Annotated in this window: 24 protein-coding genes; 17 read left to right on the top strand and 7 right to left on the bottom strand. The window is 66.6% G+C overall.

The genetic code is table 11. From position 1 onward, the window contains the following. Window positions 1-472 precede the first annotated feature (472 nt). From coxB to DX03_RS17955, 5 genes are all read left to right on the top strand, one after another. Window positions 473-1,426: a cytochrome c oxidase subunit II gene (gene coxB, locus DX03_RS17970; RefSeq protein WP_038690931.1), complete on the top strand. Its 954-nt coding sequence runs from the start codon at window positions 473-475 to the stop codon at window positions 1,424-1,426. A 64-nt stretch (window positions 1,427-1,490) separates the two neighbouring features. Next, window positions 1,491-3,101 carry a cytochrome c oxidase subunit I gene (ctaD, locus tag DX03_RS17965; RefSeq protein WP_038690929.1) on the top strand — a complete coding sequence of 537 codons (1,611 nt, stop codon included), beginning with the start codon at window positions 1,491-1,493 and terminating at the stop codon, window positions 3,099-3,101. Between the two features lie 7 nt (window positions 3,102-3,108). Beyond that, window positions 3,109-3,243 (top strand): hypothetical protein, encoded by a 135-nt coding sequence (locus DX03_RS21505; RefSeq protein WP_275133788.1) that lies wholly within the window; start codon window positions 3,109-3,111, stop codon window positions 3,241-3,243. Continuing rightward, window positions 3,240-3,833 carry a cytochrome c oxidase assembly protein gene (locus tag DX03_RS17960; protein ID WP_038690927.1) on the top strand — a complete coding sequence of 198 codons (594 nt, stop codon included), beginning with the start codon at window positions 3,240-3,242 and terminating at the stop codon, window positions 3,831-3,833. Before DX03_RS21505 ends, DX03_RS17960 begins: the two co-directional genes overlap by 4 nt. A 22-nt stretch (window positions 3,834-3,855) precedes the next feature. Continuing rightward, on the top strand, window positions 3,856-4,731 hold the full coding sequence (locus DX03_RS17955; protein ID WP_038690925.1) for a cytochrome c oxidase subunit 3: 876 nt from the start codon (window positions 3,856-3,858) through the stop codon (window positions 4,729-4,731). Window positions 4,732-4,784: 53 nt separating this feature from the next. Here the strand turns inward: DX03_RS17955 and DX03_RS17950 are convergent, their stop codons facing one another. Then, window positions 4,785-5,003: a twin transmembrane helix small protein gene (locus DX03_RS17950; RefSeq protein ID WP_038690924.1), complete on the bottom strand. Its 219-nt coding sequence runs from the start codon at window positions 5,001-5,003 to the stop codon at window positions 4,785-4,787. Window positions 5,004-5,060: 57 nt separating this feature from the next. On the opposite strand from DX03_RS17950, the gene DX03_RS17945 reads away from it, so the two are divergent. From DX03_RS17945 to DX03_RS17915, 7 genes are all read left to right on the top strand, one after another. Next, on the top strand, window positions 5,061-5,795 hold the full coding sequence (locus DX03_RS17945) for an SURF1 family protein (protein ID WP_038690922.1): 735 nt from the start codon (window positions 5,061-5,063) through the stop codon (window positions 5,793-5,795). A gap of 27 nt (window positions 5,796-5,822) precedes the next feature. After that, entirely contained in the window at window positions 5,823-6,398 is a 576-nt protein-coding gene (locus DX03_RS17940; RefSeq protein WP_038690920.1) for an SCO family protein, read from the top strand. Between the two features lie 11 nt (window positions 6,399-6,409). Further along, window positions 6,410-7,618: a COX15/CtaA family protein gene (locus DX03_RS17935; protein ID WP_038690918.1), complete on the top strand. Its 1,209-nt coding sequence runs from the start codon at window positions 6,410-6,412 to the stop codon at window positions 7,616-7,618. Between the two features lie 4 nt (window positions 7,619-7,622). Next, complete coding sequence (gene cyoE, locus DX03_RS17930; RefSeq protein WP_038690917.1) at window positions 7,623-8,513, top strand: heme o synthase; 891 nt, start codon at window positions 7,623-7,625, stop codon at window positions 8,511-8,513. 181 nt (window positions 8,514-8,694) lie between these two features. After that, complete coding sequence (locus DX03_RS17925; RefSeq protein ID WP_244880144.1) at window positions 8,695-9,501, top strand: TraB/GumN family protein; 807 nt, start codon at window positions 8,695-8,697, stop codon at window positions 9,499-9,501. A 216-nt stretch (window positions 9,502-9,717) separates the two neighbouring features. Further along, the gene (locus DX03_RS17920; protein ID WP_038690913.1) at window positions 9,718-10,092 is read left to right on the top strand and encodes a hypothetical protein; all 375 of its coding nucleotides are present in this window, start codon (window positions 9,718-9,720) and stop codon (window positions 10,090-10,092) included. Between the two features lie 5 nt (window positions 10,093-10,097). Continuing rightward, a complete protein-coding gene (locus tag DX03_RS17915; protein ID WP_185753391.1) occupies window positions 10,098-10,832 on the top strand; it encodes a hypothetical protein in 735 nt (244 codons plus the stop codon). Window positions 10,833-10,883: 51 nt separating this feature from the next. Here the strand turns inward: DX03_RS17915 and DX03_RS17910 are convergent, their stop codons facing one another. From DX03_RS17910 to rpsU, 6 genes are all read right to left on the bottom strand, one after another. Next, window positions 10,884-11,882 carry a bile acid:sodium symporter family protein gene (locus tag DX03_RS17910; protein ID WP_038690908.1) on the bottom strand — a complete coding sequence of 333 codons (999 nt, stop codon included), beginning with the start codon at window positions 11,880-11,882 and terminating at the stop codon, window positions 10,884-10,886. Window positions 11,883-11,934: 52 nt separating this feature from the next. Then, window positions 11,935-12,387: a protein tyrosine phosphatase family protein gene (locus tag DX03_RS17905; protein ID WP_051599013.1), complete on the bottom strand. Its 453-nt coding sequence runs from the start codon at window positions 12,385-12,387 to the stop codon at window positions 11,935-11,937. A 92-nt stretch (window positions 12,388-12,479) separates the two neighbouring features. After that, a complete protein-coding gene (gene dnaG / locus DX03_RS17900; RefSeq protein WP_038690904.1) occupies window positions 12,480-14,210 on the bottom strand; it encodes a DNA primase in 1,731 nt (576 codons plus the stop codon). A 65-nt stretch (window positions 14,211-14,275) separates the two neighbouring features. Beyond that, entirely contained in the window at window positions 14,276-15,232 is a 957-nt protein-coding gene (locus DX03_RS17895; RefSeq protein WP_051598914.1) for a YihY/virulence factor BrkB family protein, read from the bottom strand. 162 nt (window positions 15,233-15,394) lie between these two features. Beyond that, entirely contained in the window at window positions 15,395-15,841 is a 447-nt protein-coding gene (locus DX03_RS17890; protein WP_038690903.1) for a GatB/YqeY domain-containing protein, read from the bottom strand. 139 nt (window positions 15,842-15,980) lie between these two features. After that, window positions 15,981-16,196 carry a 30S ribosomal protein S21 gene (gene rpsU, locus DX03_RS17885; protein ID WP_002808376.1) on the bottom strand — a complete coding sequence of 72 codons (216 nt, stop codon included), beginning with the start codon at window positions 16,194-16,196 and terminating at the stop codon, window positions 15,981-15,983. Between the two features lie 166 nt (window positions 16,197-16,362). On the opposite strand from rpsU, the gene tsaD reads away from it, so the two are divergent. From tsaD to DX03_RS21290, 5 genes are all read left to right on the top strand, one after another. After that, the gene (gene tsaD / locus DX03_RS17880) at window positions 16,363-17,388 is read left to right on the top strand and encodes a tRNA (adenosine(37)-N6)-threonylcarbamoyltransferase complex transferase subunit TsaD (RefSeq protein ID WP_038690893.1); all 1,026 of its coding nucleotides are present in this window, start codon (window positions 16,363-16,365) and stop codon (window positions 17,386-17,388) included. A 306-nt stretch (window positions 17,389-17,694) separates the two neighbouring features. Then, window positions 17,695-18,048, top strand: a complete 354-nt coding sequence (gene folB, locus DX03_RS17875) for a dihydroneopterin aldolase (protein WP_038690891.1) — start codon at window positions 17,695-17,697, stop codon at window positions 18,046-18,048. 101 nt (window positions 18,049-18,149) lie between these two features. Further along, a complete protein-coding gene (locus tag DX03_RS17870) occupies window positions 18,150-19,427 on the top strand; it encodes a mechanosensitive ion channel family protein (RefSeq protein WP_038690890.1) in 1,278 nt (425 codons plus the stop codon). A gap of 137 nt (window positions 19,428-19,564) precedes the next feature. Further along, complete coding sequence (gene bglX, locus DX03_RS17865) at window positions 19,565-21,739, top strand: beta-glucosidase BglX (protein ID WP_038690888.1); 2,175 nt, start codon at window positions 19,565-19,567, stop codon at window positions 21,737-21,739. A 314-nt stretch (window positions 21,740-22,053) separates the two neighbouring features. Further along, window positions 22,054-22,662, top strand: a complete 609-nt coding sequence (locus DX03_RS21290; RefSeq protein WP_038690885.1) for a hypothetical protein — start codon at window positions 22,054-22,056, stop codon at window positions 22,660-22,662. Window positions 22,663-22,672 lie beyond the last annotated feature (10 nt).

Here is a 22,672-nt window from a genome sequence, read left to right as displayed (position 1 = left end):
TCGTTTTTTGGCGCTTGGAAGCACTTTCACGGCGCTGCCTGATCACACCCATAGCCTTTCATACAAAGGGATTCGGCGGGAACGAGGTAGCCTGTGAATAGTGTGCTGATTTCGTCAAAAGTACCGCCGGACCTCATGCTGTGTTGCACCATTCCTGAAAATGTGAATGGACCCTTGCTACTGTCGCGAGTGCAGGGCTACCATCGAGACGTTTCCTGCAGCAGGAATTGCGTCCCCCACAGGCGCTCCATGCCCCCGCTGTTCGTCCTGCTGTTTGCTGTGTTGAAGGTCCCGGAGCGCGAGGTCATCCCCGCCGCCGGGTAGTTGCCGGAGTGCGTCACCGCCCTGAATGGGCATGGTGCCGCGCCGGTGGCGAGAAGGACCGCTCGGGGCCAATCCACCGGCCCGGAAAACCAGAAGGCTTGCTCGCGGCCCGCAATGGCTGCAACCGACGACGCTAAGGGTCTAGGCAATGAAGCAACGCAGAAAGTGGGGCAGGACGTTCGCAACAGCAACAATGAGCGGGGCAGCACTGCTGGCGCCCGCATTGGCGTGGGCCCAGGCGGCCGACCCCAAACCGTGGCAGTTGAACATGGGCAAGGGGGTGACCCAGAGCGCGCGGTTGGCGTGGGAATCCAACCTGTTCTCGCTGTGGGTGTGCACCGTGATCGGCGTGATCGTGTTCGGCGCGATGTTCTACGCCATGTTCAAGTTCCGCAAATCCAAGGGCGCGGTCGCGGCCACCTTCAGCCACAACACCAAGGCCGAGGTCATCTGGACGGTGATCCCGGTGATCATCCTGGTGGTGATGGCCTGGCCGGCCACGGCCAACCTGATCAAGTTCTACGACACCCGCGATTCGGAAATGACCGTGAAGGTCACCGGCTACCAGTGGATGTGGAAGTACGAATACCTCGGTGAGGACGTCACCTTCACCAGCCGCCTGGACCGCGAGTCCGACCGCGTGCGGCAGAGCGGCACGGTGCCCACGCTGGCATCGCACCCGCACTACCTGCTGGAAGTGGACAACCGGCTGGTGCTGCCGGTGGATACCAAGGTGCGCTTCGTGATCACCTCCGACGACGTCATCCACGCCTGGTGGGTGCCGGCGCTGGGCTGGAAGCAGGATGCCATTCCCGGCTTCATCAACGAGGCCTGGACCAACATCGAGACGCCCGGCGTCTACCGCGGCCAGTGCGCCGAGCTGTGCGGCAAGGACCATGGCTTCATGCCCATCGTGGTGGAAGCGGTGTCCAAGGAGGACTTCCAGAAATGGCTGGCCTCACGCAAGCCCGCACCGGCACCGGCACCTGCGCCGGCAGCGACGCCTGCAGCACCGGCACCCGCCGATGCCGCGCCTGCCGCCACGCCGGAGGCAACGCCGCCACCGGCACCGGCACCGGCAGCAGCGGGCAGCAACGCCTGAAATCGAGCTGCGCCTGCCACCCGGCAGGCGTGGGTACCACCGGATCCAGTGAGGTGTAGTTGCGATGGCGCATTCCGCAGTTGACCACGATGGGCACCACGGGCATCAGCAGAGCTTCGTGGAGCGTTGGTTGTTCTCGACCAACCACAAGGACATCGGCACGCTCTACCTGCTTTTCAGCTTCATCATGTTCATCATCGGCGCGGCCATGAGCGTGGTCATCCGCGCCGAGCTGATGCAACCGGGCCTGCAGTTCGTCAAGCCCGAGTTCTTCAACCAGATGACCACCGTGCACGCCTTGGTGATGATCTTCGGCGGCGTGATGCCGGCCTTCGTCGGCCTGGCCAACTGGATGATCCCGCTGCAGATCGGCGCGCCGGACATGGCGCTGCCGCGCATGAACAACTGGTCGTTCTGGCTGCTGCCGGTGGCCTTCAGCCTGCTGCTGGTCACCCTGTTCCTGCCCGGTGGCGCGCCTGCCGGTGGCTGGACGCTGTACCCGCCGCTGTCGCTGCAGGGCGGCTACAACGTGGCCTTCAGCGTGTTCGCCATCCACGTGGCCGGCATCAGTTCGATCATGGGCGCGATCAACATCATCGCCACCGTGCTCAACATGCGCGCGCCCGGCATCGACCTGCTGAAAATGCCGATCTTCTGCTGGGCCTGGCTGATCACCGCCTTCCTGCTGATCGCGGTGATGCCGGTGCTGGCCGGTGCGGTGACCATGCTGCTCACCGACAAGTTCTTCGGCACCAGCTTCTTCAACGCGGCCGGCGGCGGCGACCCGGTGATGTTCCAGCACATCTTCTGGTTCTTCGGGCACCCGGAGGTGTACATCATGATCCTGCCGGCGTTCGGCGTGGTCAGCGAGATCATCCCCACCTTCAGCCGCAAACCGCTGTTCGGCTACCAGGCCATGGTCTACGCGGTGGCGGCGATTGCCTTCCTGTCGTTCATCGTCTGGGCCCACCACATGTTCACCGTGGGCATGCCGCTGGGCGGCGAAATCTACTTCATGTTCGCCACCATGCTGATCTCCATCCCGACCGGGGTGAAGGTATTCAACTGGGTGAGCACCATGTGGCGCGGTTCGCTCACCTTCGAAGCCCCGATGCTGTGGGCGGTGGCCTTCGTGATCCTGTTCACCATCGGCGGCTTCTCCGGGCTGATGCTGGCGATTGTGGTGGCCGACTTCCAGTATCACGACACCTACTTCGTGGTGGCGCACTTCCACTACGTGCTGGTCACCGGCGCGGTGTTCGCGCTGATCGCCGCGGTGTACTACTGGTGGCCGAAGTGGACCGGGCGGATGTACAGCGAGAAGTGGGCCAAGTTCCACTTCTGGTGGTCAATCGTATTCGTGAACCTGCTGTTCTTCCCGCAGCACTTCCTGGGCCTGGCCGGCATGCCGCGCCGTATCCCCGATTACAGCGTGGCGTTCGCCGACTGGAACCTGATCAGCTCGATCGGTGCGTTCGGCATGTTCGCCACGCCCTTCATGATGGCCGCGATCCTGCTGCACTCGCTGCGCCACGGCGAAAAGGCCACGGACCGGGTCTGGGAAGGCGCGCGCGGGCTGGAGTGGACGCTGCCGTCGCCGGCACCGGCGCACACCTTCACCACGCCGCCGGTGATCCGCCCGGGCGACCTGGCCCATGACGACATCACCCACTGAGGTGGCCATGACGAACGCTCCCAACAACGTGGACATGCAGGCCCTGCAGCGCCGTCGTGCGCACCGCACCGCGTGGAAGATCGGGCTGGTGGCGGTGGCGGTGTACGTCGGCTTCATCCTGACCGGGGTGATCGGGCGATGAGCGACACCGGCCCGGCCGTTCCCGCACGCACAGCGGGCCTGCCCCGCCTGATCGGGGTGGCGCTGGCCGTGTTCGTGCTGACCTTCTCGCTGGTGCCGCTGTACCGCATCGCCTGCGAAAAGGTATTCGGCGTGCGCCTGGAGCGTGGTCCCGGCGCCGCGGCGGCGGGCGTCAGCGCGCCGGGCAAGCGCACCGTGCGGGTGGAGTTCGACGGCGGGGTCAATTCCAAGCTGCCGTGGGCGTTCCATCCCGAACAGCTGACCATGGACGTAGTGCCGGGCGAGCTCAACGAGGCGCTGTACTACGCCCGCAACGACAGCGACCGCGCGCTGGTGGGCAGCGCGGTGCCGTCGGTGGCACCGGCCAAGGCGTCGGGCTACTTCAGCAAGACCGAATGCTTCTGCTTCACCGCGCAGACCCTGCAGGCCGGCGAAAAGCGCGACATGCCGGTGCGCTTCATCGTCGACCCGGACCTGCCGGCCAACATCAAGACCATCACCCTGTCCTACACCTTCTACAAGAACGACGCGTTGTCGGCGCAGTTGCCTGCCGCCGTGGCGGCAACAGCCAACGCACACGCTGCTCCCTAGATACGCACCGGACCCCAAGACCATGGCCCAGCAAAGCCCCGATGCCAACGTGTACTTCGTGCCCACGCACAGCAAATGGCCGTTCATCGGTTCCATCGCGATGATGGTGACCATGGTGGGCGTGGCCAGCTGGCTCAATGATTCCGGCTGGGGCAAGTGGACCTTCTACGCCGGCATCGCGATGCTGGTGCTCACCCTGTTCTGGTGGTTCAGCGACGTGGTGCGCGAATCGCAGGCCGGCAACTACAACCGCCAGGTGGACGGTTCGTTCCGGATGGGCATGGTGTGGTTCATCTTCTCCGAAGTGATGTTCTTCGGTGCGTTCTTCGGCGCGCTGTTCTACACCCGCAACCTGGGCCTGCCGTGGCTGGGCGGCGAGGGCGACGGGGTGATGACCAACGAACTGCTGTGGGATGGTTATTCCGCCGCGTGGCCCACCAATGGCCCGGGCAGCATCGGCGGCCACTTCCAGACCATTCCGGCCTGGGGCCTGCCGCTGATCAACACGCTGATCCTGCTCACCTCCGGCGTCACCCTCACCATCGCCCACCACGCGCTCAAGGCCGGCAACCGCCGCCAGCTGCTGGTCTGGCTGGGCCTGACCGTGGTGCTGGGCGTGTTCTTCCTGACCCTGCAGGCCGAGGAATACATCCACGCCTACAAGGAACTCAACCTCACCCTGGGCTCGGGCATCTACGGCTCCACGTTCTTCATGCTCACCGGCTTCCACGGTGCGCACGTGCTGCTGGGCACCATCATGCTGGGCGTGATGTGGCTGCGCTCGGCCAAGGGGCACTTCACCCGCGACAACCACTTCGGCTTCGAAGCGGCGGCCTGGTACTGGCACTTCGTCGACGTGGTGTGGCTGATGCTGTTCCTGTTCGTCTACGTGCTGTAGCGTCGGGACGACACCTGCCGCACCTGTCCGGGTGCGGCGTCAGTGGAATGTGGTCAACCGCCGATGCCGTGGGGTTTGATCCAGCCGCTGTAGATGCCGATGGCCACCAGCGCGATCAGCGCCACCGACACCGCGATGCGGCGGGTGAGCGCATTGACGGTGCGCTTGGTCTGGCCGCGATCGACCAGCAGGTAATACAGCCCGGCGCCCAGATTCCAGACGATGACGATCAGAAACGCGATTACCAGCAGGGTCTTCAACGAATCATTCATGCGCGGCTCGATGGCAGGGCGGGTACGCCTATATCACCGCGTTTGGCCGCCGTTGTCATGATGCGAAAGCACACACGCCTGATCGGTTGGGTGGCCGCGGTACTGGTGATCACCGGTTTCTGCCTGCTGGGCCACTGGCAGCTGCAGCGCATGCATGAAAAGCAGGCGCTGCTCGACCAGCAGGTGCCGGCGCATGCGCAGGCGCTGAGCCTGGCCGCCGCGCTGTCGGCGCCGCCAACGTTGCGCTGGGTGGAAGACCGCGGGCAATACCTGCCTGGCACCGTGCTGCTGGACAACCAGACCCGCGAGGGCCGCGCCGGTTTCAAGCTGTACCAGCCTTTCCTGAGCGATGGTGGCGCGCGCGTGCTGGTCGACCTGGGCTGGCAGCCGATGCCGCCCGACCGCGTGCTGCCGCCCCTGCAGCCGCCACACGGCCACGCCCGCATCGCCGGGCTGCTGGCGCCGCCACCGGCCAGCGGCATCGCCCTGGGCCCGGCCTTGGCCACCACCGTGCAGCCCGGGATCTGGCTGGCCAACCGCATGCCCCCGGACGAGGTGGCGCGCGCGCTGGGGCTGCCCGCCGGCAGCCTGCCCACCCGCGTGCTGCGGCTGGACCCTTCGCTGCCCGGCGGCTATGCCCGCGACCTGGACCTGTTGCCCAACACGCTGCCGCCCAGCCGTCACCTGGGCTATGCGGTGCAGTGGTTCGGGCTGGCGTTGACCGTGCTGGTGGTCGCGCTGGTACTGGAGCTGCGTTCACGCCGCCGCGTTTCCCCCGACTCCCGGCGCTGACCGCCCCAACGTGAGAAAATGCCACCCATGAATGCCACTTCCCCGGAACGGCTGTCCCCGCGCTCACGCGGCCGCTGGACGCTGATCGCCCTGTTCGGCCTGTTCTTCGGTGCGATGGCGCTGGCCGGTGTGCTGCGCTTCTCGGGGTGGCAGCCCACCGCACACCGCAACAGCGGCCAGTTGCTGCAGCCCCCCGCCGATCTGCGCGCGCTGCCGCCCACGCTGGCCAATGGCCAGCCGTATGCATGGAATCCGGAAGCGCGCACCTGGCGCATCCTGGTGGCCCCGTCTGCCGGCTGTACAAGCGCGTGCGTCACTTTGTCGCAGGGATTGGGCAAGGTGTGGCAGCTGTTCGGGCATAACGCCGATAATGTCGAGATCCTGTGGCTGGGCACGCCGCCGGCCGAGGTCCAGGGCGTGCCCGCATTGCGCGTGCTGCGCGACCAGCCCGACCTGCGTGCCGCATTGCCCGCCGTGGATGACCCTGCCGGCACGCCGGTGTATGTGATCGATCCCAACGGTTTCGTGATCATGCGCTATGCGCCGGGATTCGATATGGCCGGTCTGCGCAAAGACCTGGCCACGCTGCTGAAACTGAAGTGAGTTCTGTTTAGATGAGCCTCTCCGCACGCCCGGTGCTGCACCGCAATTTCCACCGTCTGGCGTGGTTTGCGCTGATCATGACCGCCAGCACGATCATGTTCGGTTCGTTCGTGCGCCTGTCAGATGCCGGCCTGAGCTGCCCGGACTGGCCCACCTGCTATGGCCGCGTCACCTGGCCGCAGCACGCCGCCGACGTGGTCGGGCACGAAGCGGCCAAGATCCGCCCGCTGGAAACCCACAAGGCGTGGCGCGAGCAGGTGCACCGCTTCCTGGCCGGCGCGCTCGGCATCGAGATCCTCACCCTGGCGCTGCTGGCCACGCGCCGCCGTCGCTGGGGCAGCACTGCCGTGGTCACTGCCTGCGTGCTGGTGGCCACCGGCATACCGCTCTACATGATGGGCATGCACGTGCCGGCCAGCATCCTGGCGATCATCGGCGAGGCCATCCTGCTGGTGGCCGCGCTGCGCTGGAACAACATCGACCTGGCCCGCGCCGCGTTGCTGACCCTGGCGGTGGTGATCTTCCAGGCGTTGCTGGGCATGTGGACGGTGACCTGGCTGCTCAAGCCGATCGTGGTGATGGGCCATCTGCTGGGGGGCATGCTGATGTTCGGCCTGCTGGTGTGGATGGCATGGCGTGCCACGCACATGCCGATCACGCTGGTGGAAGCGCCGAAACTGAAGTGGCTGATCCGCGCCGGCGTGGCCGTGCTGGTGCTGCAGATCGCGCTGGGCGGCTGGGTCAGCGCCAACTACGCCGCGCTCGCCTGCGGCGGCGGCAGTGCATCGCTGGACAACTTCCCGCGCTGCGTCAGCCAGTGGTGGCCGCAGCACGATTTCAAGGAAGGCTTCACCCTGTGGCGCGGCATCGGCGTGGACTACGAAGGCGGCGTGCTCGATGGGGCCTCGCGGATTGCCATCCAGATGGCGCACCGCATGATGGCGATCGTGGTGGCCGTGTACCTGCTGTGGCTGTCGGTGCGCCTGTTCAAGCTGCCGAGCATGCGCGGCTGGGCGAGCGCGCTGGGCCTGCTGGTGGTGGCGCAGATCACCCTGGGCATTCTCAACGTGAAGCTGGCGGTGCCGCTGGAAGTGGCCGTGGCCCACAGTGGCGGCGCGGTGGCGTTGTTGTTCGTGCTGGTCACGCTGCTGGCGCGCCTGCGCGCGCCGGACGCGGACGGCAAGGCCGGTAGTGCCGCTTCTGCCGTGCAGGCAGGCTGACGGCATGGCCAGTTATCGTCAGTACTGGGACCTGACCAAGCCCAAGGTCGTCGCCCTCATCGTCTTTACCGCGCTGGTCGGCATGTTCCTGGCCATCCCCGGGCTGCCCACCGCACAGCAGGCGCTGGACGGCGCGCTCGGTTTCCTCGGCATCTGGCTGGCGGCCTCGGCGGCCGCGGCCATCAACCAGTTGCTGGATGCGCGCATTGACGCGCAGATGGCGCGCACCTCGTGGCGCCCGCTGGTGGTGGGCAAGGTCAAGCCGTGGCAGGTACTGGTGTTTGCCGGGCTGCTGATCGCCCTGTCGATGACCATCCTGGTGGTCTGGGTCAACGTGATCACCGCCGTGCTGACCTTCGCCTCGCTGATTGGTTACGCGGTGATCTACACCGTGTACCTCAAGCGCGCGACCTCGCAGAACATCGTCATCGGCGGCCTGGCCGGCGCCACCCCGCCGATGCTCGGCTGGGCGGCGATCACCGGCATGCAGGGCCCATGGGACTGGGCCTACGCATCGCTGCTGGTGCTGATCATCTTCATCTGGACCCCGCCGCATTTCTGGGCACTGGCGATCTTCCGCCGCGAGGATTACGCCAAGGCCGAGATCCCGATGCTGCCGGTGACCCACGGCGTGGCGTATACCCGCAAGTCGATCATGGTGTACTCGATCGCACTGGCCGTGGTCAGCATCCTGCCGGTGGTGTTCGGCATGAGCGGCATGTTCTACCTCGGCGGTGCGATCGTGCTCAACGCGGTCTTCCTCTGGTATGCGTGGCGCATGCTGAACCCGCCGGATGAAATCTTCTCGATGAAGATGTTCGGCTATTCCATCGTCTACCTGATGGCGCTGTTCGCCTTCCTGATGGTGGACCACTGGATGCTGCCCTGGTTGTAGAGTGCCGTACCGACAACGGTCGGTACCTACCGGGGCGGTGATGGCGCCCGCGCGCTCACCCGCGGTAGGTCACGACCGTTGGTCGTGACGCGCCAACCCGTGCGCCGCGACACGTTGAATTTCCCGCAAACGTCGCCATTGCTTTCATGACCGAACAGGACGTGACGGCATGAAACGATGGATGCGAAGCGCATTACTGGCCATGACACTGCTGTGCAGCACGGCGATGGCCGCGCCCGCACCCGATGAGACGGCCACGCAGATCATGCGGCACGCCGGCGACCACCGCCTGGTCGTGCTCGGCGAGTACCACGGCACCGCCGAAACGCCGCTGCTGGTGGCCGACCTGATGGAGCGCTACAGCCGTGACACGGCCGCCGTGCGGCTGGCACTGGAACTGCCGATGAGCGAGAACGTCGCCCTGGCACGCTACCTGCGCTCGGACGGTGGTACCGACGCGCGCGAGACGCTGCGCACGTCGCCGTTCTGGGCGGTGAAGGACGATCAGCATGACGGCCGGCGCAGCCGCGACATGCTCGCGCTGATCGAGGCCGTCCGTGTGTTGCGGGTCCAGGGCCGCGATGTCGGCGTGGCCGGCTATGACACCGAAACCGGCGCCTCCACCAGCAGTGACCAGCGCGATGCGGCCATGGCCACGCACCTGCGCCAGCAGTTCAACGCGCTGCCCGCCGATGCACGGATGCTGGTGCTGACCGGCAACGTGCATGCCATGCGCACCCGGTCGGCCGATGCGCCCGCAGAGATGCAACAGAAGATGATGGCCGCGCACCTGCTGGACCTGCCGCTGTACAGCGTGCGTCTGGAAGCGCTGCGCGGCCATTTCTGGGCGTGTTTTCAGCCGTGCCGCGCGGTACCGCTGATCGAGCGTCCGCCGCACGCGGCGAAAGAAGATACAGGAGCGGATCGGCAGTACGACCTGTGGATATGGATGCCCGCCTTGAGCGTTGCCACCCTGACCGACCCGTAGTGCCGGATGTCGCGTCAGACCTGTCGCTACCCTGTTGCGATGCCTCTGCGCGGTCTTTGGTGATGGTCTTCATCGGAACATCGTCGGGATATGCCGTGTTGAAGTGTCCGCTACGCCCCAATGCGTGGTGAGTTGGAATGCAGTGCACCGTTTACCCTCACCGTGCGGCGTACATAGGTGGTGCGAGGTGACTCGCCAACATGTGAGGGAGCGGCAATGAAACTAATCAGACGCCTTGGCGCCGGGCTGCTGTTGATGGTCGCATTCGGGAGCGGGGATGCGGCAGCAGAAGTAAAAGCCATCAGCCGAGCGAACTGTCTTGGCTTCGTCAATGAATCGATAACCTACGACAGGCCCCAGTTCAGGAGCATTCAAGGCTCTGCGGCCAGTAGGCACATTCCGTTGGGCGCCATCCAGGCAAAGCATGTCCTCGGTGCGCCAAACAACGGGGGCTTCTCCTGGCGGTTCAGGGCAGGCGATCAATCCGATCCGGAGCGAATGCTCGTGCGCGGGTACCACACCTGGGTACTCAACCGGATCGTGCACACGCGAAATACCGCGACCGCCGACTGCAGCCTGACCGAGTGGTGATGCACATGAAGAAGATCTCAATCGCGCTCGCGCTGTTTGCTTCGTTATCGTCGGCCCATGCCAACGCGGAATCCGGCGATGCGATCGGTCAATGGCTTCAGGAGCGCGTCATGCGGGCCGCTCTCAACGACGATCTGCACGGTGCCCGGCAGAATGATGAAGAGGGAACCTACCGGATAGTGCCGCTTGCCGATCTGGACGCTCCCGACACGGTCAAGAGCGCGTTCCGCACTCAGATCGCGCGCAGTCGGGCAGGTGCCGTACGTGTCCCTGTTGGCGCCATTCCATCTCAGGCCGAACTGCTCACCGCCTTGCCCAAAGTGCAGCGCCCCGATTCGGTTCTTCGCCAGCGGCTGCCCAGTCCGCCGAGTAACCTGCAGGGCACCGTGCTCGGCGTTGCAGAGGTGATCGGCATGGAGCCAAGCGGTGCGCTGGATGGGGTCAAATCGTCCGGGCTGACCCGCTTCTATCGGTTGACCGATGTGGGCATCGTCGCCTTCAACGAGGAGAACTTCCGCATTCCCGGCACCACCATCGAGGTCATTGCCGAAGCCCAGAACACCGCCGTCAACGGCTTGCCCGCACAGATCGACATGAATGTTGACGGACAGGGACGTGGTCGCGTGGTGTTGTCGTGGGCCGCTGGAGACAAGGCGTACACACTTACCGCAACCGGCGACAGTGACGTGGAGGGCAAGGCGCGCGTGTTGCAGGGGATCGCCGCGGCAATCACCGATTGATCTTGAGCAGACGGGGACTGACGTGCAAAAAACGGAGGGAGTCGAGCGAGCTCAACTGCCTCCGTCACCCTTCAGCGGTTCCACCGGATCGCGCGCATACCGCTGCGCGATCATCGCGCAGACGATCAGCTGGATCTGGTGGTAGATCATGATCGGCAGCACGATCGCGCCCAGGCTGCCGCCGGCGAAAAGTACCTTGGCGATCGGGACGCCGGTGGCCAGGCTCTTCTTGGAGCCGCAGAACAGGATGGTGATTTCGTCTTCGCGGTTGAAGCCCAGGCGGCGGGCGATGAAGCGGATCAACGGCATCGCAATGCCGAGCAGAACCGCGGCAACAATGGCCACGGTGAACAGCGACACCAGTGGCGTCTTGCTCCACAGCCCTTCGCTGACCGCTTCGCCGAATGCCGAATACACCACCAGCAGGATGGTGGCCTGGTCGGTGTAGCGCAGCAGCGCGCGCTGGCGTTCCACCCAGCCGGCAATCCACGGACGCAGCAGGTGGCCGGCCACGAACGGCACCAGCAGCTGCAACATGATGCTGACGATGGCCTGCACCGGGTTGTGCATGCCGCCCTCGGTGCCGGCGAGCAGGGCCAGCAGCAACGGGGTGAGGAATACGCCGAGGATGCTCGACAGCGAGGCGCTGCACACCGCCGCCGGCACGTTGCCGCGCGCCATCGAGGTGAAGGCGATGGACGACTGCACCGTGGACGGCAGCGCACACAGGAACAGCACGCCGATGTACAGCTCGGGCGTGAGCAGCCAGCCATCGAGCGGTTTGAACAGCAGCCCCAGCAGCGGGAACAGCACGAAGGTGCACGCCAGGATGGTCAGGTGCAGGCGCCAATGCAGCACCCCGGCCACGATCGACTCACGCGGCAGGCGCGCACCGTGCAGGAAGAACAACGCGGCAATGGCCACGTCGGTGACATCGTCGAGCACCATCGCCGCCGCGCCGTGCATGGGCAGCAGCGAGGCCAGCAGCACGGTGCAGAGCAGGGCGAGGGTGAAGTTGTCCGGCCGCAGGCGCGACCACCAGGGCTTCATGCGCGGCATGCTCCTGTGAGGATGAAAAGAGAGAGGGGAAACACGCGCTGACTCAACGCGCGGCAGCCTGTTCGAGCAGGGCGCGGGTAGGCGCTTCCAGCGAGGTCATGCCGGCATCGCGACCCAGCTGCAGCGCATGCTCCACCGAGGCGCCATCGCGTGCGTCCAACAGCGCCAGCAGCGCACCGGCGCGGTTGCCGGAGGCGCAATGCACCAGCACCGGGCCGCTGCTCTGCGCCAGTGCCGTGCGCAGCGCGTGCGCATTGGCGTCGGTCAGGCCGGCAGCGCCGGCCACCGGTATGCGTACATAGCGCAGGCCCAGGCGTTCGGCGGCGGCGGTTTCATCGAAGCCGCGGTCTTCATCGGGCTGGCGCAGGTCGATCACGGTGGTGACGCCGGCGTCGGCGGCCTGTTGCAGCTGGGCGGCACTGGGCTGGCCGGCGCTGTACAGCCGGGGGCGCGGCTGCGCGAAGGGCAGCGTGTCGGCCACTGCCGGCAGTGCCATGGCCAGCAGGGCGGCGAGGGCGCCAAGGCGGACGTGGCGGGCGAAGGATGCGGCGGGGTTCACTCGGGGAGAGGCCACGGCTGCTCCGTTGGTCAGAAGCGGAGGGTGCTGCGCGCCTTGAGCAGTTCGCGCAGTTCGTACTTGTCAGTATCGTCCAGACCCTGCTGGCTCTGCTTTGCCTGAAGCTCATCCATGCGTTGCCGCATCAGCTGCTTTTCAAGCTGGGCCACCGCATCGTGCAGTTCCTCGGTCCACATCGCCTCGTCGCCTGGCTGGGTGTGGGCGGCCAGTTTCTGCAAGGAGGCCTGTTCCTCGCGCCCCTCGAAATGCTCCAGCAGTGCGCCGGTGGTGATGTCCGGGCGCTGTTCGACCAACCCCAGCAGCTCCAGCAGCAGTTCAATGCCGGGCAGGCGCAGGCCGTTGAAGTGGTGGCCTTCCAGGGTCATGGCCAGCGAGGGCTGCTGCAGCAGGATCGCGATGGCCGCGCGCACCAGGCTGCGGCGCTGGGTGGGTGCCACCGCACGCGGTGATGGGCGCGAGGGCTGCGCCGATGCCGTGGGCCGGGCACCCAGCCCGGTGAGCGTGGTCAGCTGCTGCTTCATCAGGTCGCCGAAGGCGCCGTCGGGAATCTGCGCCAGCATCGGCTTGGCCCGCTCGGCCAGCCGCGCCTTGCCGTCCAGCGTGGCCATGTTGACCTCGCGGGTGAGCTCGTCGAAGAAGAACTGCGACAGCGGCGTGGCCTGCTTGAGGCGTTCGTCGAATGCGGCGCTGCCTTCCTTGCGCACGATGGTGTCGGGATCTTCGCCATCGGGCAGGAACAGGAAGAACGCCTGGCGGCCGTCCTTCATGCGCGGCAGCACCGATTCCAGCGCGCGCCAGCCTGCGCGGCGGCCGGCGGCGTCACCGTCGAAGCAGAAGAACACGTCCGGCGCATTGCGGAACAGCAGCTCGGCGTGGTCCGGCGTGGTGGCCGTGCCCAGCGTGGCCACCGCCTGGGTGACCCCGTACTGGAACAGCGAGACCACGTCCATGTAGCCTTCGACCACGATCAGCCGCTCGATCTTCTGGTTGGCCTGGCGCACCTGCCACAGGCCGTACAGTTCGCGGCCCTTGTGGAACAGCGCGGTCTCGGGCGAGTTGAGGTACTTGGGGCCGTCGTCCTTCTCCATGACCCGGCCGCCGTAGGCGATCACGCGGCCGCGGCGGTCGAAGATCGGGAACATCACCCGGTCGCGGAACTTGTCGTAGACATGGCCGCGATCGTTCTTGGAAAACAGCCCGGCGCGGTCCAGCAGCTTCATGCGCCGCTCGTCCTTGCCCAGTGCGTCCTTCAACGCGCTGTAGCCGTCGGGCGCATAGCCGATCGCGAACCGCGTGCGGTTTTCCTCGTCTACGCCGCGCTGGTCCAGGTAGGCGCGGGCCTTGTCGCTTTCCTCCAGCGATTTCTGGAAGAAGCGCGTGGCCGCATCCAGGGCCGAGTACAGCTCGCGGCTGTCGTCCTGCTGCTGGGCGGTGCGCGGCTGGGTATCGCGCGGCACTTCCATGCCCACGCGCTTGGCCAACTCATCAACCGCGTCGAGGAACTCGAGGCGGTCGTAATTCATCAGGAAGCTGATCGCGGTGCCATGCGCGCCACAGCCGAAGCAGTGATAGAACTGCTTGGTGGGCGAGACCGTGAACGAGGCCGAGCGCTCGTCGTGGAACGGGCAGCGTGCGGCGTATTCCTTGCCTTGGCGCTTCAGCGGCACGCGGCTGCCCACCACCTCGACAATGTCGGAGCGGGCCAGCAGGTCGTCGATGAATGCGTCGGGGATACGGGCCATGGGCAGCAGGCAGGTGGCGCGACCGGTAACGGCCACGCAGGGCAGCGGGGGACACCGCTAGTCTACTAGCTGCCGGTCGCTTCGCCCGGTTTGGGCACGGCGATGCCCGCCTGGGCCAGGTGGAAATGCGCGCGCAGGCGTTCATCGATGACCGCGGTCATCAGCGCGCCCACGAAGAACACCACCGTGGCGTAGTAGATCCACACCAGCGAGATCACCAGCGCGCCCATCGAGCCGTAGGCGCTGCCCGGCGCGACGGTGGCGATGTACAGGCCGATGCCATAGCGGCCCAACGCGAACAGCGCCGAGGTGATGGCCCCGCCGATGAAGGCTTGTCGCCAGGCCACGCGGCGGTCGGGCAGGTAGTGATACAGGAAGGCGAAGCCCACCGTGTACAGCGCCAGGCTGGTCAGGTAGCCGATTGCCGGCAGCACCGAGGGCAGCTGCGCGAAGGCCACCTGCAGCATGGTGGTGGCGGTCATCGACAGGATCAGCAGGAAGCCCAGCGCCAGCACCACGCCGAAGGAGAACACGCGCTTGCGCAGCCACGCCACGATGCCGTCCAGGCGCTCGCCACTGGTGTTGAAGATCAGGTTCAGCGCGTTCTGCAGCTGCGCAAACACCGCCGTGGCGCCGATGAACAGCAGCAGCGTGCTCCAGACCCCGGCCAGCGAACCCACGTCGGGCTGGTTGTCGGCGTTCTTGAGCACGGTGTCGGCCACGGTGGCGGCACTGCTGCCGGCCACGTCGTTGATCTGGGCGATCAGCGCCTGTTGCGCCGGCGGATACAGCGAGGCGGTGAGCCACAACAGCAGCACCAGCAGCGGCGCCATCGACAGCAGGGCGTAGAAGGAGACCGAGGCGGCCTGGGTGAGCACGTCGATCTCGACGAAGCGCTTGCCCACGGCCATCGGGAAGCTGCGTTGCAGCCGGTCGACATACTTGCGCAGGCGCGGCGGCACGCCGGCGTGGGCGGGCGAGGGATCGGCGTCGGGGGTGGGGGCAGGCGGCAGTGAAGACATGCGGCCGATTTTTGCAGGCCCGGGTCGAAGGCGGGGTGAAGCGGACGCGCGGCGGTGCGCGTGCATGCGTGCATGCACCGACCAACGGTCGGTGCCTACCGGGATCCGGATGACGGACATCCGGCGAGGCGGGTAGCGACCGTGGGTCGCTACCTGGCCCGATCAGCCTGCCAGCTGCTGCTTGACCAGCTTGGACACCAGGCCCATGTCGGCCTGGCCGGCGAGCTTGGGCTTCAGTGCGCCCATCAGCTTGCCGATGTCGGCCGGGCTGGCCGCGCCGGTTTCGGCGATGGCGGCCTGGATGGCGGCCACGATCTCGGCCTCGCCCAGCTTGGCCGGCAGGTACTGGTCGATGACCAGGATCTCTTCGCGCTCGATCACGGCGAGGTCTTCACGGTTGGCCGCTTCGAACTGGCTGACCGAATCCTTGCGCTGCTTGACCATCTTTTCCAGCACGGCCAACGCGGTGGCGTCGTCCAGCTCGATGCGCTCGTCCACTTCCTTGCGCTTGATGTCGGCCAGCATCAGGCGGATCACGCCCAGACGGTGCTTCTCGCCGGCCTTCATGGCGGCCTTCATGTCATCGGTAAGCTGCTGTTTCAGGCTCATGGAACACCTCGTATTCGGTCAAAAGGGCGGAAAGAGACGCCAAACGACTGGAACGCAAAAAGCCGGCAACGCTCGCGCGTTCCGGCTTCGGCTCCGCCACGACAGACCAACGGCCTGTCGCATCGAAGTTGCGTCCGACTCAGTACAGGCGCTGACGCTTGGTGACGTCGCGCGACGACCGGCGCAGCTGACGCTTCACAGCAGCAGCAGCTTTACGCTTGCGCTCCTGGGTCGGCTTTTCATAGAACTCGCGCTTGCGGGTTTCGGCCAGCACGCCGGCCTTTTCGCAGGTGCGCTTGAAGCGACGGAGCGCAAACTCGAAGGGCTCGTTCTCGCGGACTTTAACGCTGGGCATGGAATCTCCGGGACACAGTAGAACCGGGTCACGCCCGGTGAGAGCCGCACATTATAGCGGCGACAAAAGAAGTTGCAACCCACCCCGGCAAACTTCTTGGCCACAGGTGGTGTCAGGTGGGCTGGCGGTAACGCTGCCGGGGCCTCAGCGGTCCATAATACCCGGTATGCGAGTCCTTGGTATTGAATCTTCCTGTGATGAGACCGGCGTGGCGGTGTACGACACCGCCCTGGCCGGCCCGGACGCCCTGCGCGCCCATGCGGTCTATAGCCAGATCGCCCTGCACGCCGAGTACGGCGGGGTGGTGCCTGAACTGGCCAGCCGCGACCACGTGCGCAAGCTGCTGCCGCTGATCCGCCAGACCCTGGCCGAGGCCGGGATGGGCGTGGCCGACATCGACGGGGTGGCCTATACGGCCGGCCCGGGGCTGGTTGGTGCGCTGCTGGTGGGGGCGGGCGTGGCCCGCTCGCTGGCCTGGGCACTGGAGGTGCCGGCGGTTGGCGTACACCATATGGAAGGGCATCTGCTGGCCCCGCTGATGGAAGACGACCCGCCGCAGGCCCCGTTCGTGGCGCTGCTGGTGTCCGGCGGGCATACCCAGCTGGTGGCGGTGGACCGGATCGGCCAGTACCGCCTGCTGGGCGAGACCCTGGACGACGCGGCCGGCGAGGCCTTCGACAAGACCGCCAAGCTGATGGGCCTGCCGTACCCGGGCGGCCCGCAGCTGGCGGCGCTGGCCGAGCGCGGTACCCCGGGCAAGTACAAATTCACCCGCCCCATGACCGACCGGCCCGGGCTGGATTTCAGCTTCTCCGGCCTGAAGACCCAAGTGCTGCTGGCCTGGCGCGACAGCGACCAGAGCGAGCAGACCCGCGCCGACATCGCCCGGGGCTTTGAAGATGCCGTGGTGGACACCCTGGCCATCAAGTGCGAGCGCGCGCTGGATGAAGCCGGCACCGATGTGATCGTGGTGGCCGGCGGGGTGGGGGCCAACAAGCGGCTGCGCGCCAAGCTGCAGCAGATGGCGGCCCGCCGCGGCGGCCGGGCCTGCTTCCCGCGCCCATCGCTGTGCACCGACAACGGCGCGATGATCGCCTTCGCCGGCGCACTGCGGCTGGAAGCCGGCCAGCACAACCCGCCGCAGGTGCAGGTCACCCCGCGCTGGGACATGGCGACGCTTCCGGCGGTGTAGGCGGAGTTGGGCGCTTCGTGTTTACTCCGGTGCGCCTGCAAGAGAGCGTACGGTGCGAATCCACTGCGCATTGCAGTTCTGCCACCCCGGGCTTGCCGCTGTCGTTGCCATCACGTAGCGTCATCATGACGTGCCACCGGGACATGCGGATGGGTGATCCCCATCTCCCCCCGGGGACAAGGTGGTAAGCAAAGGGCCCTGCGGGGCCCTTTGTCTTTGGGCGTCTCCGACCGCATTTGCCCCCGGTTCCCGGCACGTTCCGGCCCGCGCCGTTACCATGTTCGGCATCTTCCACGTGGCATGGCTATGGACAAGGTATTCATCGAAGGGCTCGAGATCGATGCCCTGATCGGCATCTACGACTGGGAACGGCGGATCCGCCAGACCCTGCGGTTCGACCTGGAAATGGGCTTCGACAATCGTCGCCCGGCGGCCAGCGACGACATCGCCGATACCCTCAACTACAAGGCCGTGAGCAAGCGCATCGAGCAGTTCGTGCGCGAGTCCGATTTCGGCCTCGTCGAAACCCTGGCTGAGCGCATCGCCGAGATCGTGCTGCGTGAATTCAAGGTGGAATGGCTGCGCCTCAAGCTGAGCAAGCCCGGCGCCGTGCGCGGCGCGCGCGCGGTGGGCGTGATCATCGAACGCAGCGCGTCCTGACCGGGCGCTGCCCACCGTAGTGCCGGGCTCTGCCCGGCAACCCGAACCACCGTAGTGCCGGGCGCTGCCCGGCAACCCCCAAATCTGGAGACTTCAACAAGATGCTGGATGCGGTAGTAGCAACCCGTTGGCTGGACGACCTGCAGCGAACCCTCGAACCCTGGCCGTGGGCCTACACCGCCTCGGTGCTGTGCCTGCTGGCTCTGGCCGCGTGGCTGGCCAATTTCGTCACCAAGAAGATCCTGCTGCGCGGCCTGCGCGGGTTGATCAACCGGCTGCCCGGCGGGACCGCCCATGGCGGGCGCGGCAGCAACGTGATGCGGGTGGTGTCGCGGTTGTCCAACGTGGTGCCCAGCCAGGTGATCGCCGCCGGCATCACCGTGGTGCCCGACCTGCCTGCGCCGCTGGTGGCCTTCGTCATCGGCGCCTGCCAGGCCTGGGCGATCCTGACCGTGGCGCTGGCGATCTCGCACGCGCTGGACGCGGCCAACGACATCTACGAGCGCCGCCCCGACGCGCGCAACAAGCCGATCAAGGGCTACCTCCAGGTTGGCAAGATCGTCATCTTCGTCATCGCCGGGCTGTCGATCGTGGCCACCCTGGCCGGGGTGGACCTGCGCTACCTGGTCACCGGGCTGGGCGCGGCCACCGCCGTGCTGATGCTGATCTTCCAGGACACCATCCTGTCGCTGGTGGCCAGCGTGCAGATCAGCGGCGACGGCCGGGTGCGGCTGGGCGACTGGATCGAGATGCCCAGCCAGAATGCCGACGGCGACGTCATCGACATCGCCCTGCACACCATCACCGTGCAGAACTTCGACAAGACCATCACCACCATCCCGACCAAGAAGCTGGTCACCGAGTCGTTCAAGAACTGGCGCGGCATGCAGGAGGCCGGCGGACGCCGGATCAAGCGCGCGCTGTACCTGGACCAGCACAGCGTGGGCTTCGTCGATGCGCCGATGCTGGCCGAACTGGAACAGTTCGCGGTGCTGGGCGAATACCTGCGCGAGAAGCAGAGCGAACTGCAGCAGTGGAACGCGCAGCTGCAGGCCAAGGGCGTGGCGGCGGTGAATGCGCGGCGGGTGACCAACCTGGGCACGTTCCGCGCGTATGTGGAGCGCTACCTGCGCCAGCATTCGGGTATCCATACGGACATGACGCTGCTGGTACGGCAGCTGCAGCCGACCACCGAAGGCCTGCCGCTGGAGATCTACTGCTTCACCCGCACCACCGCGTGGGGCGAGTACGAGGGCATCCAGTCGGACGTGTTCGACCACCTGCTGGCCACGCTGCCGGCCTTCGGGCTGCGCGTGTTCCAGGCCTCCAGTGATGCGATGTTGATGGCCGGCCAGCAGCGCCTGGCCGCCGCAGAGTAAGCTCCTGTGCCCCCGCCACCGCGCTCACGGTGGCGGGGTTCTTCCCCCGGGGAAGAAAAATGAACGTCAAAATCATTCACAACGGGCCCGGGAACGCTAGAATCCTGGCCTTGTAAACGTTTTCATAAGGACAGCCGGTGGCCGCCGATCGTATCGAAACCCTCATTGCCAAGATGACCGTCGAAGAAAAAGTCGGCCAGCTCGGTGTGTTCGCCGACATGGTTCGGCCGTTCGCCCCGGACGTGAACCCGGAAGCCAACGTGCTCAACGCCGACCAGGTGCTGCAGCAGGTGCGCGAGGGCAAGGTGGGGTCGCTGTTCAATGGCGTGGGCGTGGAAGCCGGCCGCCGCATCCAGCAGGTGGCGCTGGAAGAAAGCCGCCTGGGCATTCCGGTGATCCTGGCCGCCGACGTCATCCACGGCATGCGCACGGTGTTCCCGATCCCGCTGGGCGAAGCCGCCAGCTTCGAGCCGGACCTGGCCGAGCGCACCGCGCGCGCCACTGCGGTGGAAGCCACGGCGGCCGGCCTGCACTGGACCTACGCACCGGCGGTGGACATCGCCCGCGACCAGCGCTGGGGCCGCGGTGCCGAAGGTGCCGGTGAAGACGTGGTGCTGGGCTGTGCGTTCGCCGCCGCCCGCGTGCGCGGCTTCCAGGGCCCGGACCTGCGCGCCGCCGATGCGCTGCTGGCCACGCCGAAGCATTTCGCCGCCTACGGCGCGGTGATGGCCGGCATGGAATACAACATGGTCGACATCTCGCCGCAGACCCTGCGCGACGTGCACCTGCCGCCGTTCCAGGCCGCCTTCGAGGCCGGCGCGCTCACCGTGATGTCCTCGTTCAACGACATCAACGGTGTGCCGGCCAGCGCCAACGCCGAACTGCTCACCGACATCCTGCGCGGCGAATGGAAGTTCCCGGGCGTGGTGATCTCCGATTACACCGCCGACATGGAGCTGGTGGCGCACGGCTATGCCGCCGATGACCGCGACGCCACCGCCAAGGCCTTCACCGCCGGCCTGGACCTGAGCATGCAGAGCGGCTTCTATGCCGAACACCTGCCGGGCCTGATCGAGAGTGGCGAGGTGCCGATGGCCACGTTGGACGAGTCGGTGCGCCGCATCCTGCGCCTGAAGGATGCGATCGGCCTGTTCGACGATCCCTACCGCTCGCTGGATCTGGACCGCGAAGCCTCCACTGCGCACATCGCCGAACACGATGAACTGTCGCGCGACGCTGCGCGCCGTTCGATCGTGCTGCTCAAGAACACCGACGCGGTGCTGCCGCTGAAGAAGACCGGGCAGAAGATCGCGCTGATCGGCCCGTTCGTGCAGGACCGCGAGAACATTGAAGGGTGCTGGACCCTGTTCGGCGACAAGACCCGCTATGTGAGCCTGGAGACCGGCGTGCGCGCGGCGATCAGCGATGAAGCACTGCTTGAAATCGTGCCGGGTTGCGATCTGGAAGCAGCCGTGCAGGACGGCATCGAGCAGGCCGTGGCTGCGGCGCTGCGCGCCGATGTGGTGGTGCTGGCGCTGGGCGAACCGCAGCGTTACAGCGGTGAAGCACAGTCGCGCGTGGAAATTACGCTGCCGCCGGCGCAGCAGGCGCTGGCCGAAGCGGTGGCCATGACCGGCAAGCCGCTGGTGGTGCTGCTGCGCAATGGTCGCGCGCTGGCACTGCAGGGCGCGGTGCGCAATGCGCAGGCCGTGGCGATCACCTGGTACCTGGGCACCCAGACCGGTCATGCCGTGGCCGATGTGCTGTTCGGCGACTACAACCCGTCCGGCCGCCTGCCGGTGAGCTTCCCGCAGGTGTCGGGCCAGCAGCCGTTCTTCTACAACCACCCGCGCACCGGTCGCCCGGAACTGCCTACCATGTCCGAGTTCAAGGCGCGCTGGCGCGAGATCCCGAACGAGGCGCTGTATCCGTTCGGGCATGGCGTGGGCTACACCACCTTCGGTTACGGCGTGCCGCAGTTGAGTGCGGAGACGCTGGGCTGGGACGACACCCTGACCATCACCACCACGCTCACCAACACCGGTGCGGTGGCGGGCGAGGAAGTGGTGCAGCTGTACATCCACGACCGCGTGGCCAGCCGCGTGCGGCCGGTGCGTGAGTTGAAGGCGTTCCGCAAGGTGGCGCTGCAGCCGGGCCAGAGCACCGAGGTGCAGTTCACCCTGGACCGCCACGCGCTGGGCTTCACGGGTCGCGATGGCGTGTTCCGCGCCGAGCCGGGTCAGTTTGAGCTGTGGGTGTGTGCGTCGTCGGCGAGCGGCGAGCCGGTGATCTTCGAGTTGCTGGCGGGTTGATCCTGCGAGGGGCATCGCCGCCGCCCCGGCGGTAGAGCCGACCCTTGGTCGGCTGCCCCGAACGCATCGGTCTCCGCTTGACGGCAGCCGACCAACGGTCGGCTCTACGGTGGGTCGGTCGCCTGTGGCGGTAGCCGACCAACGGTCGGCTCTACGTTGTGGGTTGGTCGCCTGTGGCGGTAGCCGACCAACGGTCGGCTCTACCCCGGTTGTTTTGGGTGTGGCCGTCATCCCCTGTGGTGCGGCTGTGGCCGTCATCGGCGGCTGACGTTTGGGCGGTTAGGCTGGCTGCCTTGCACATCGATGGAGCCAGCATGCGCGCGATCCGAATCCTGCTTCCCACCCTGTTGCTGGCGGCATGCTCGCAGCCGGCACCGCCGGCGGCCGATGCGGCCGCCCCTGCACCCACCTCGCCGCCCACCACGACCACCACGCCCAGCGAGGACGCGCCGACGGCCGGCATGTCGCCCGATGCGGTGGCAACGCCGGCCGAAGCGGCCGCGCAGACCACGCCTGCCACCGCCGCACCGGATCCTACCGCCGACAGCAGCGACGGCGACGTCCGCCAGCGCATCGAACGCCTGCTCGGCGATGCACCCCGTTATGAGGCCGTCTTCACTGCACTGCAGAAGGGCGTGGCCGCGCACGATGCCAAGGCCGTGGCCGCCCTGCCGCTGTACCCGGTGAACGTCAACGTGGGCGGCAAGAAGCGCAAAGTCGCCGATGCCGCGACATTCGAGCGCGAGTACGACCGCATCATCACCGCCGACATCGCCAGGACCATCACCGAACAGAAATTCGACGACGTGTTCGTCAACTGGCAGGGCGTGATGCTGGGCAACGGCCAGATCTGGATCAACGGCATCTGCCCGGCCAACGACTGCACCAAGGCCAAGGTCGGCATCGTCACCGTACAGGATTGACCGGTGCGTA

Source organism: Stenotrophomonas rhizophila, from assembly GCF_000661955.1.
Classification (GTDB): Bacteria; Pseudomonadota; Gammaproteobacteria; order Xanthomonadales; family Xanthomonadaceae; genus Stenotrophomonas; species Stenotrophomonas rhizophila.
Note: the sequence above shows the minus strand (reverse complement) of the source record. Positions and strands in the feature narration are given on the sequence as shown.

Bases quoted from the DNA above. Each gene is read 5' to 3' on its own strand.
- DX03_RS17945 (WP_038690922.1), top strand. From the start codon at position 5,061: ATGATGCGAAAGCACACACGCCTGATCGGTTGGGTGGCCGCGGTACTG.
- DX03_RS17940 (WP_038690920.1), top strand. From the start codon at position 5,823: ATGAATGCCACTTCCCCGGAACGGCTGTCCCCGCGCTCACGCGGCCGC.
- DX03_RS21290 (WP_038690885.1), top strand. From the start codon at position 22,054: ATGCGCGCGATCCGAATCCTGCTTCCCACCCTGTTGCTGGCGGCATGC.
- rpsU (WP_002808376.1), bottom strand. From the start codon at position 16,196: ATGCCCAGCGTTAAAGTCCGCGAGAACGAGCCCTTCGAGTTTGCGCTC.
- DX03_RS17950 (WP_038690924.1), bottom strand. From the start codon at position 5,003: ATGAATGATTCGTTGAAGACCCTGCTGGTAATCGCGTTTCTGATCGTC.
- DX03_RS17960 (WP_038690927.1), top strand. From the start codon at position 3,240: ATGAGCGACACCGGCCCGGCCGTTCCCGCACGCACAGCGGGCCTGCCC.
- DX03_RS17890 (WP_038690903.1), bottom strand. From the start codon at position 15,841: ATGAGCCTGAAACAGCAGCTTACCGATGACATGAAGGCCGCCATGAAG.
- DX03_RS17895 (WP_051598914.1), bottom strand. From the start codon at position 15,232: ATGTCTTCACTGCCGCCTGCCCCCACCCCCGACGCCGATCCCTCGCCC.
- folB (WP_038690891.1), top strand. From the start codon at position 17,695: ATGGACAAGGTATTCATCGAAGGGCTCGAGATCGATGCCCTGATCGGC.
- cyoE (WP_038690917.1), top strand. From the start codon at position 7,623: ATGGCCAGTTATCGTCAGTACTGGGACCTGACCAAGCCCAAGGTCGTC.
- dnaG (WP_038690904.1), bottom strand. From the start codon at position 14,210: ATGGCCCGTATCCCCGACGCATTCATCGACGACCTGCTGGCCCGCTCC.
- DX03_RS17925 (WP_244880144.1), top strand. From the start codon at position 8,695: ATGCGAAGCGCATTACTGGCCATGACACTGCTGTGCAGCACGGCGATG.
- ctaD (WP_038690929.1), top strand. From the start codon at position 1,491: ATGGCGCATTCCGCAGTTGACCACGATGGGCACCACGGGCATCAGCAG.
- tsaD (WP_038690893.1), top strand. From the start codon at position 16,363: ATGCGAGTCCTTGGTATTGAATCTTCCTGTGATGAGACCGGCGTGGCG.
- DX03_RS21505 (WP_275133788.1), top strand. From the start codon at position 3,109: ATGACGAACGCTCCCAACAACGTGGACATGCAGGCCCTGCAGCGCCGT.
- DX03_RS17920 (WP_038690913.1), top strand. From the start codon at position 9,718: ATGAAACTAATCAGACGCCTTGGCGCCGGGCTGCTGTTGATGGTCGCA.
- DX03_RS17870 (WP_038690890.1), top strand. From the start codon at position 18,150: ATGCTGGATGCGGTAGTAGCAACCCGTTGGCTGGACGACCTGCAGCGA.
- DX03_RS17955 (WP_038690925.1), top strand. From the start codon at position 3,856: ATGGCCCAGCAAAGCCCCGATGCCAACGTGTACTTCGTGCCCACGCAC.
- DX03_RS17935 (WP_038690918.1), top strand. From the start codon at position 6,410: ATGAGCCTCTCCGCACGCCCGGTGCTGCACCGCAATTTCCACCGTCTG.
- DX03_RS17910 (WP_038690908.1), bottom strand. From the start codon at position 11,882: ATGAAGCCCTGGTGGTCGCGCCTGCGGCCGGACAACTTCACCCTCGCC.
- DX03_RS17905 (WP_051599013.1), bottom strand. From the start codon at position 12,387: ATGGCACTGCCGGCAGTGGCCGACACGCTGCCCTTCGCGCAGCCGCGC.
- DX03_RS17915 (WP_185753391.1), top strand. From the start codon at position 10,098: ATGAAGAAGATCTCAATCGCGCTCGCGCTGTTTGCTTCGTTATCGTCG.
- coxB (WP_038690931.1), top strand. From the start codon at position 473: ATGAAGCAACGCAGAAAGTGGGGCAGGACGTTCGCAACAGCAACAATG.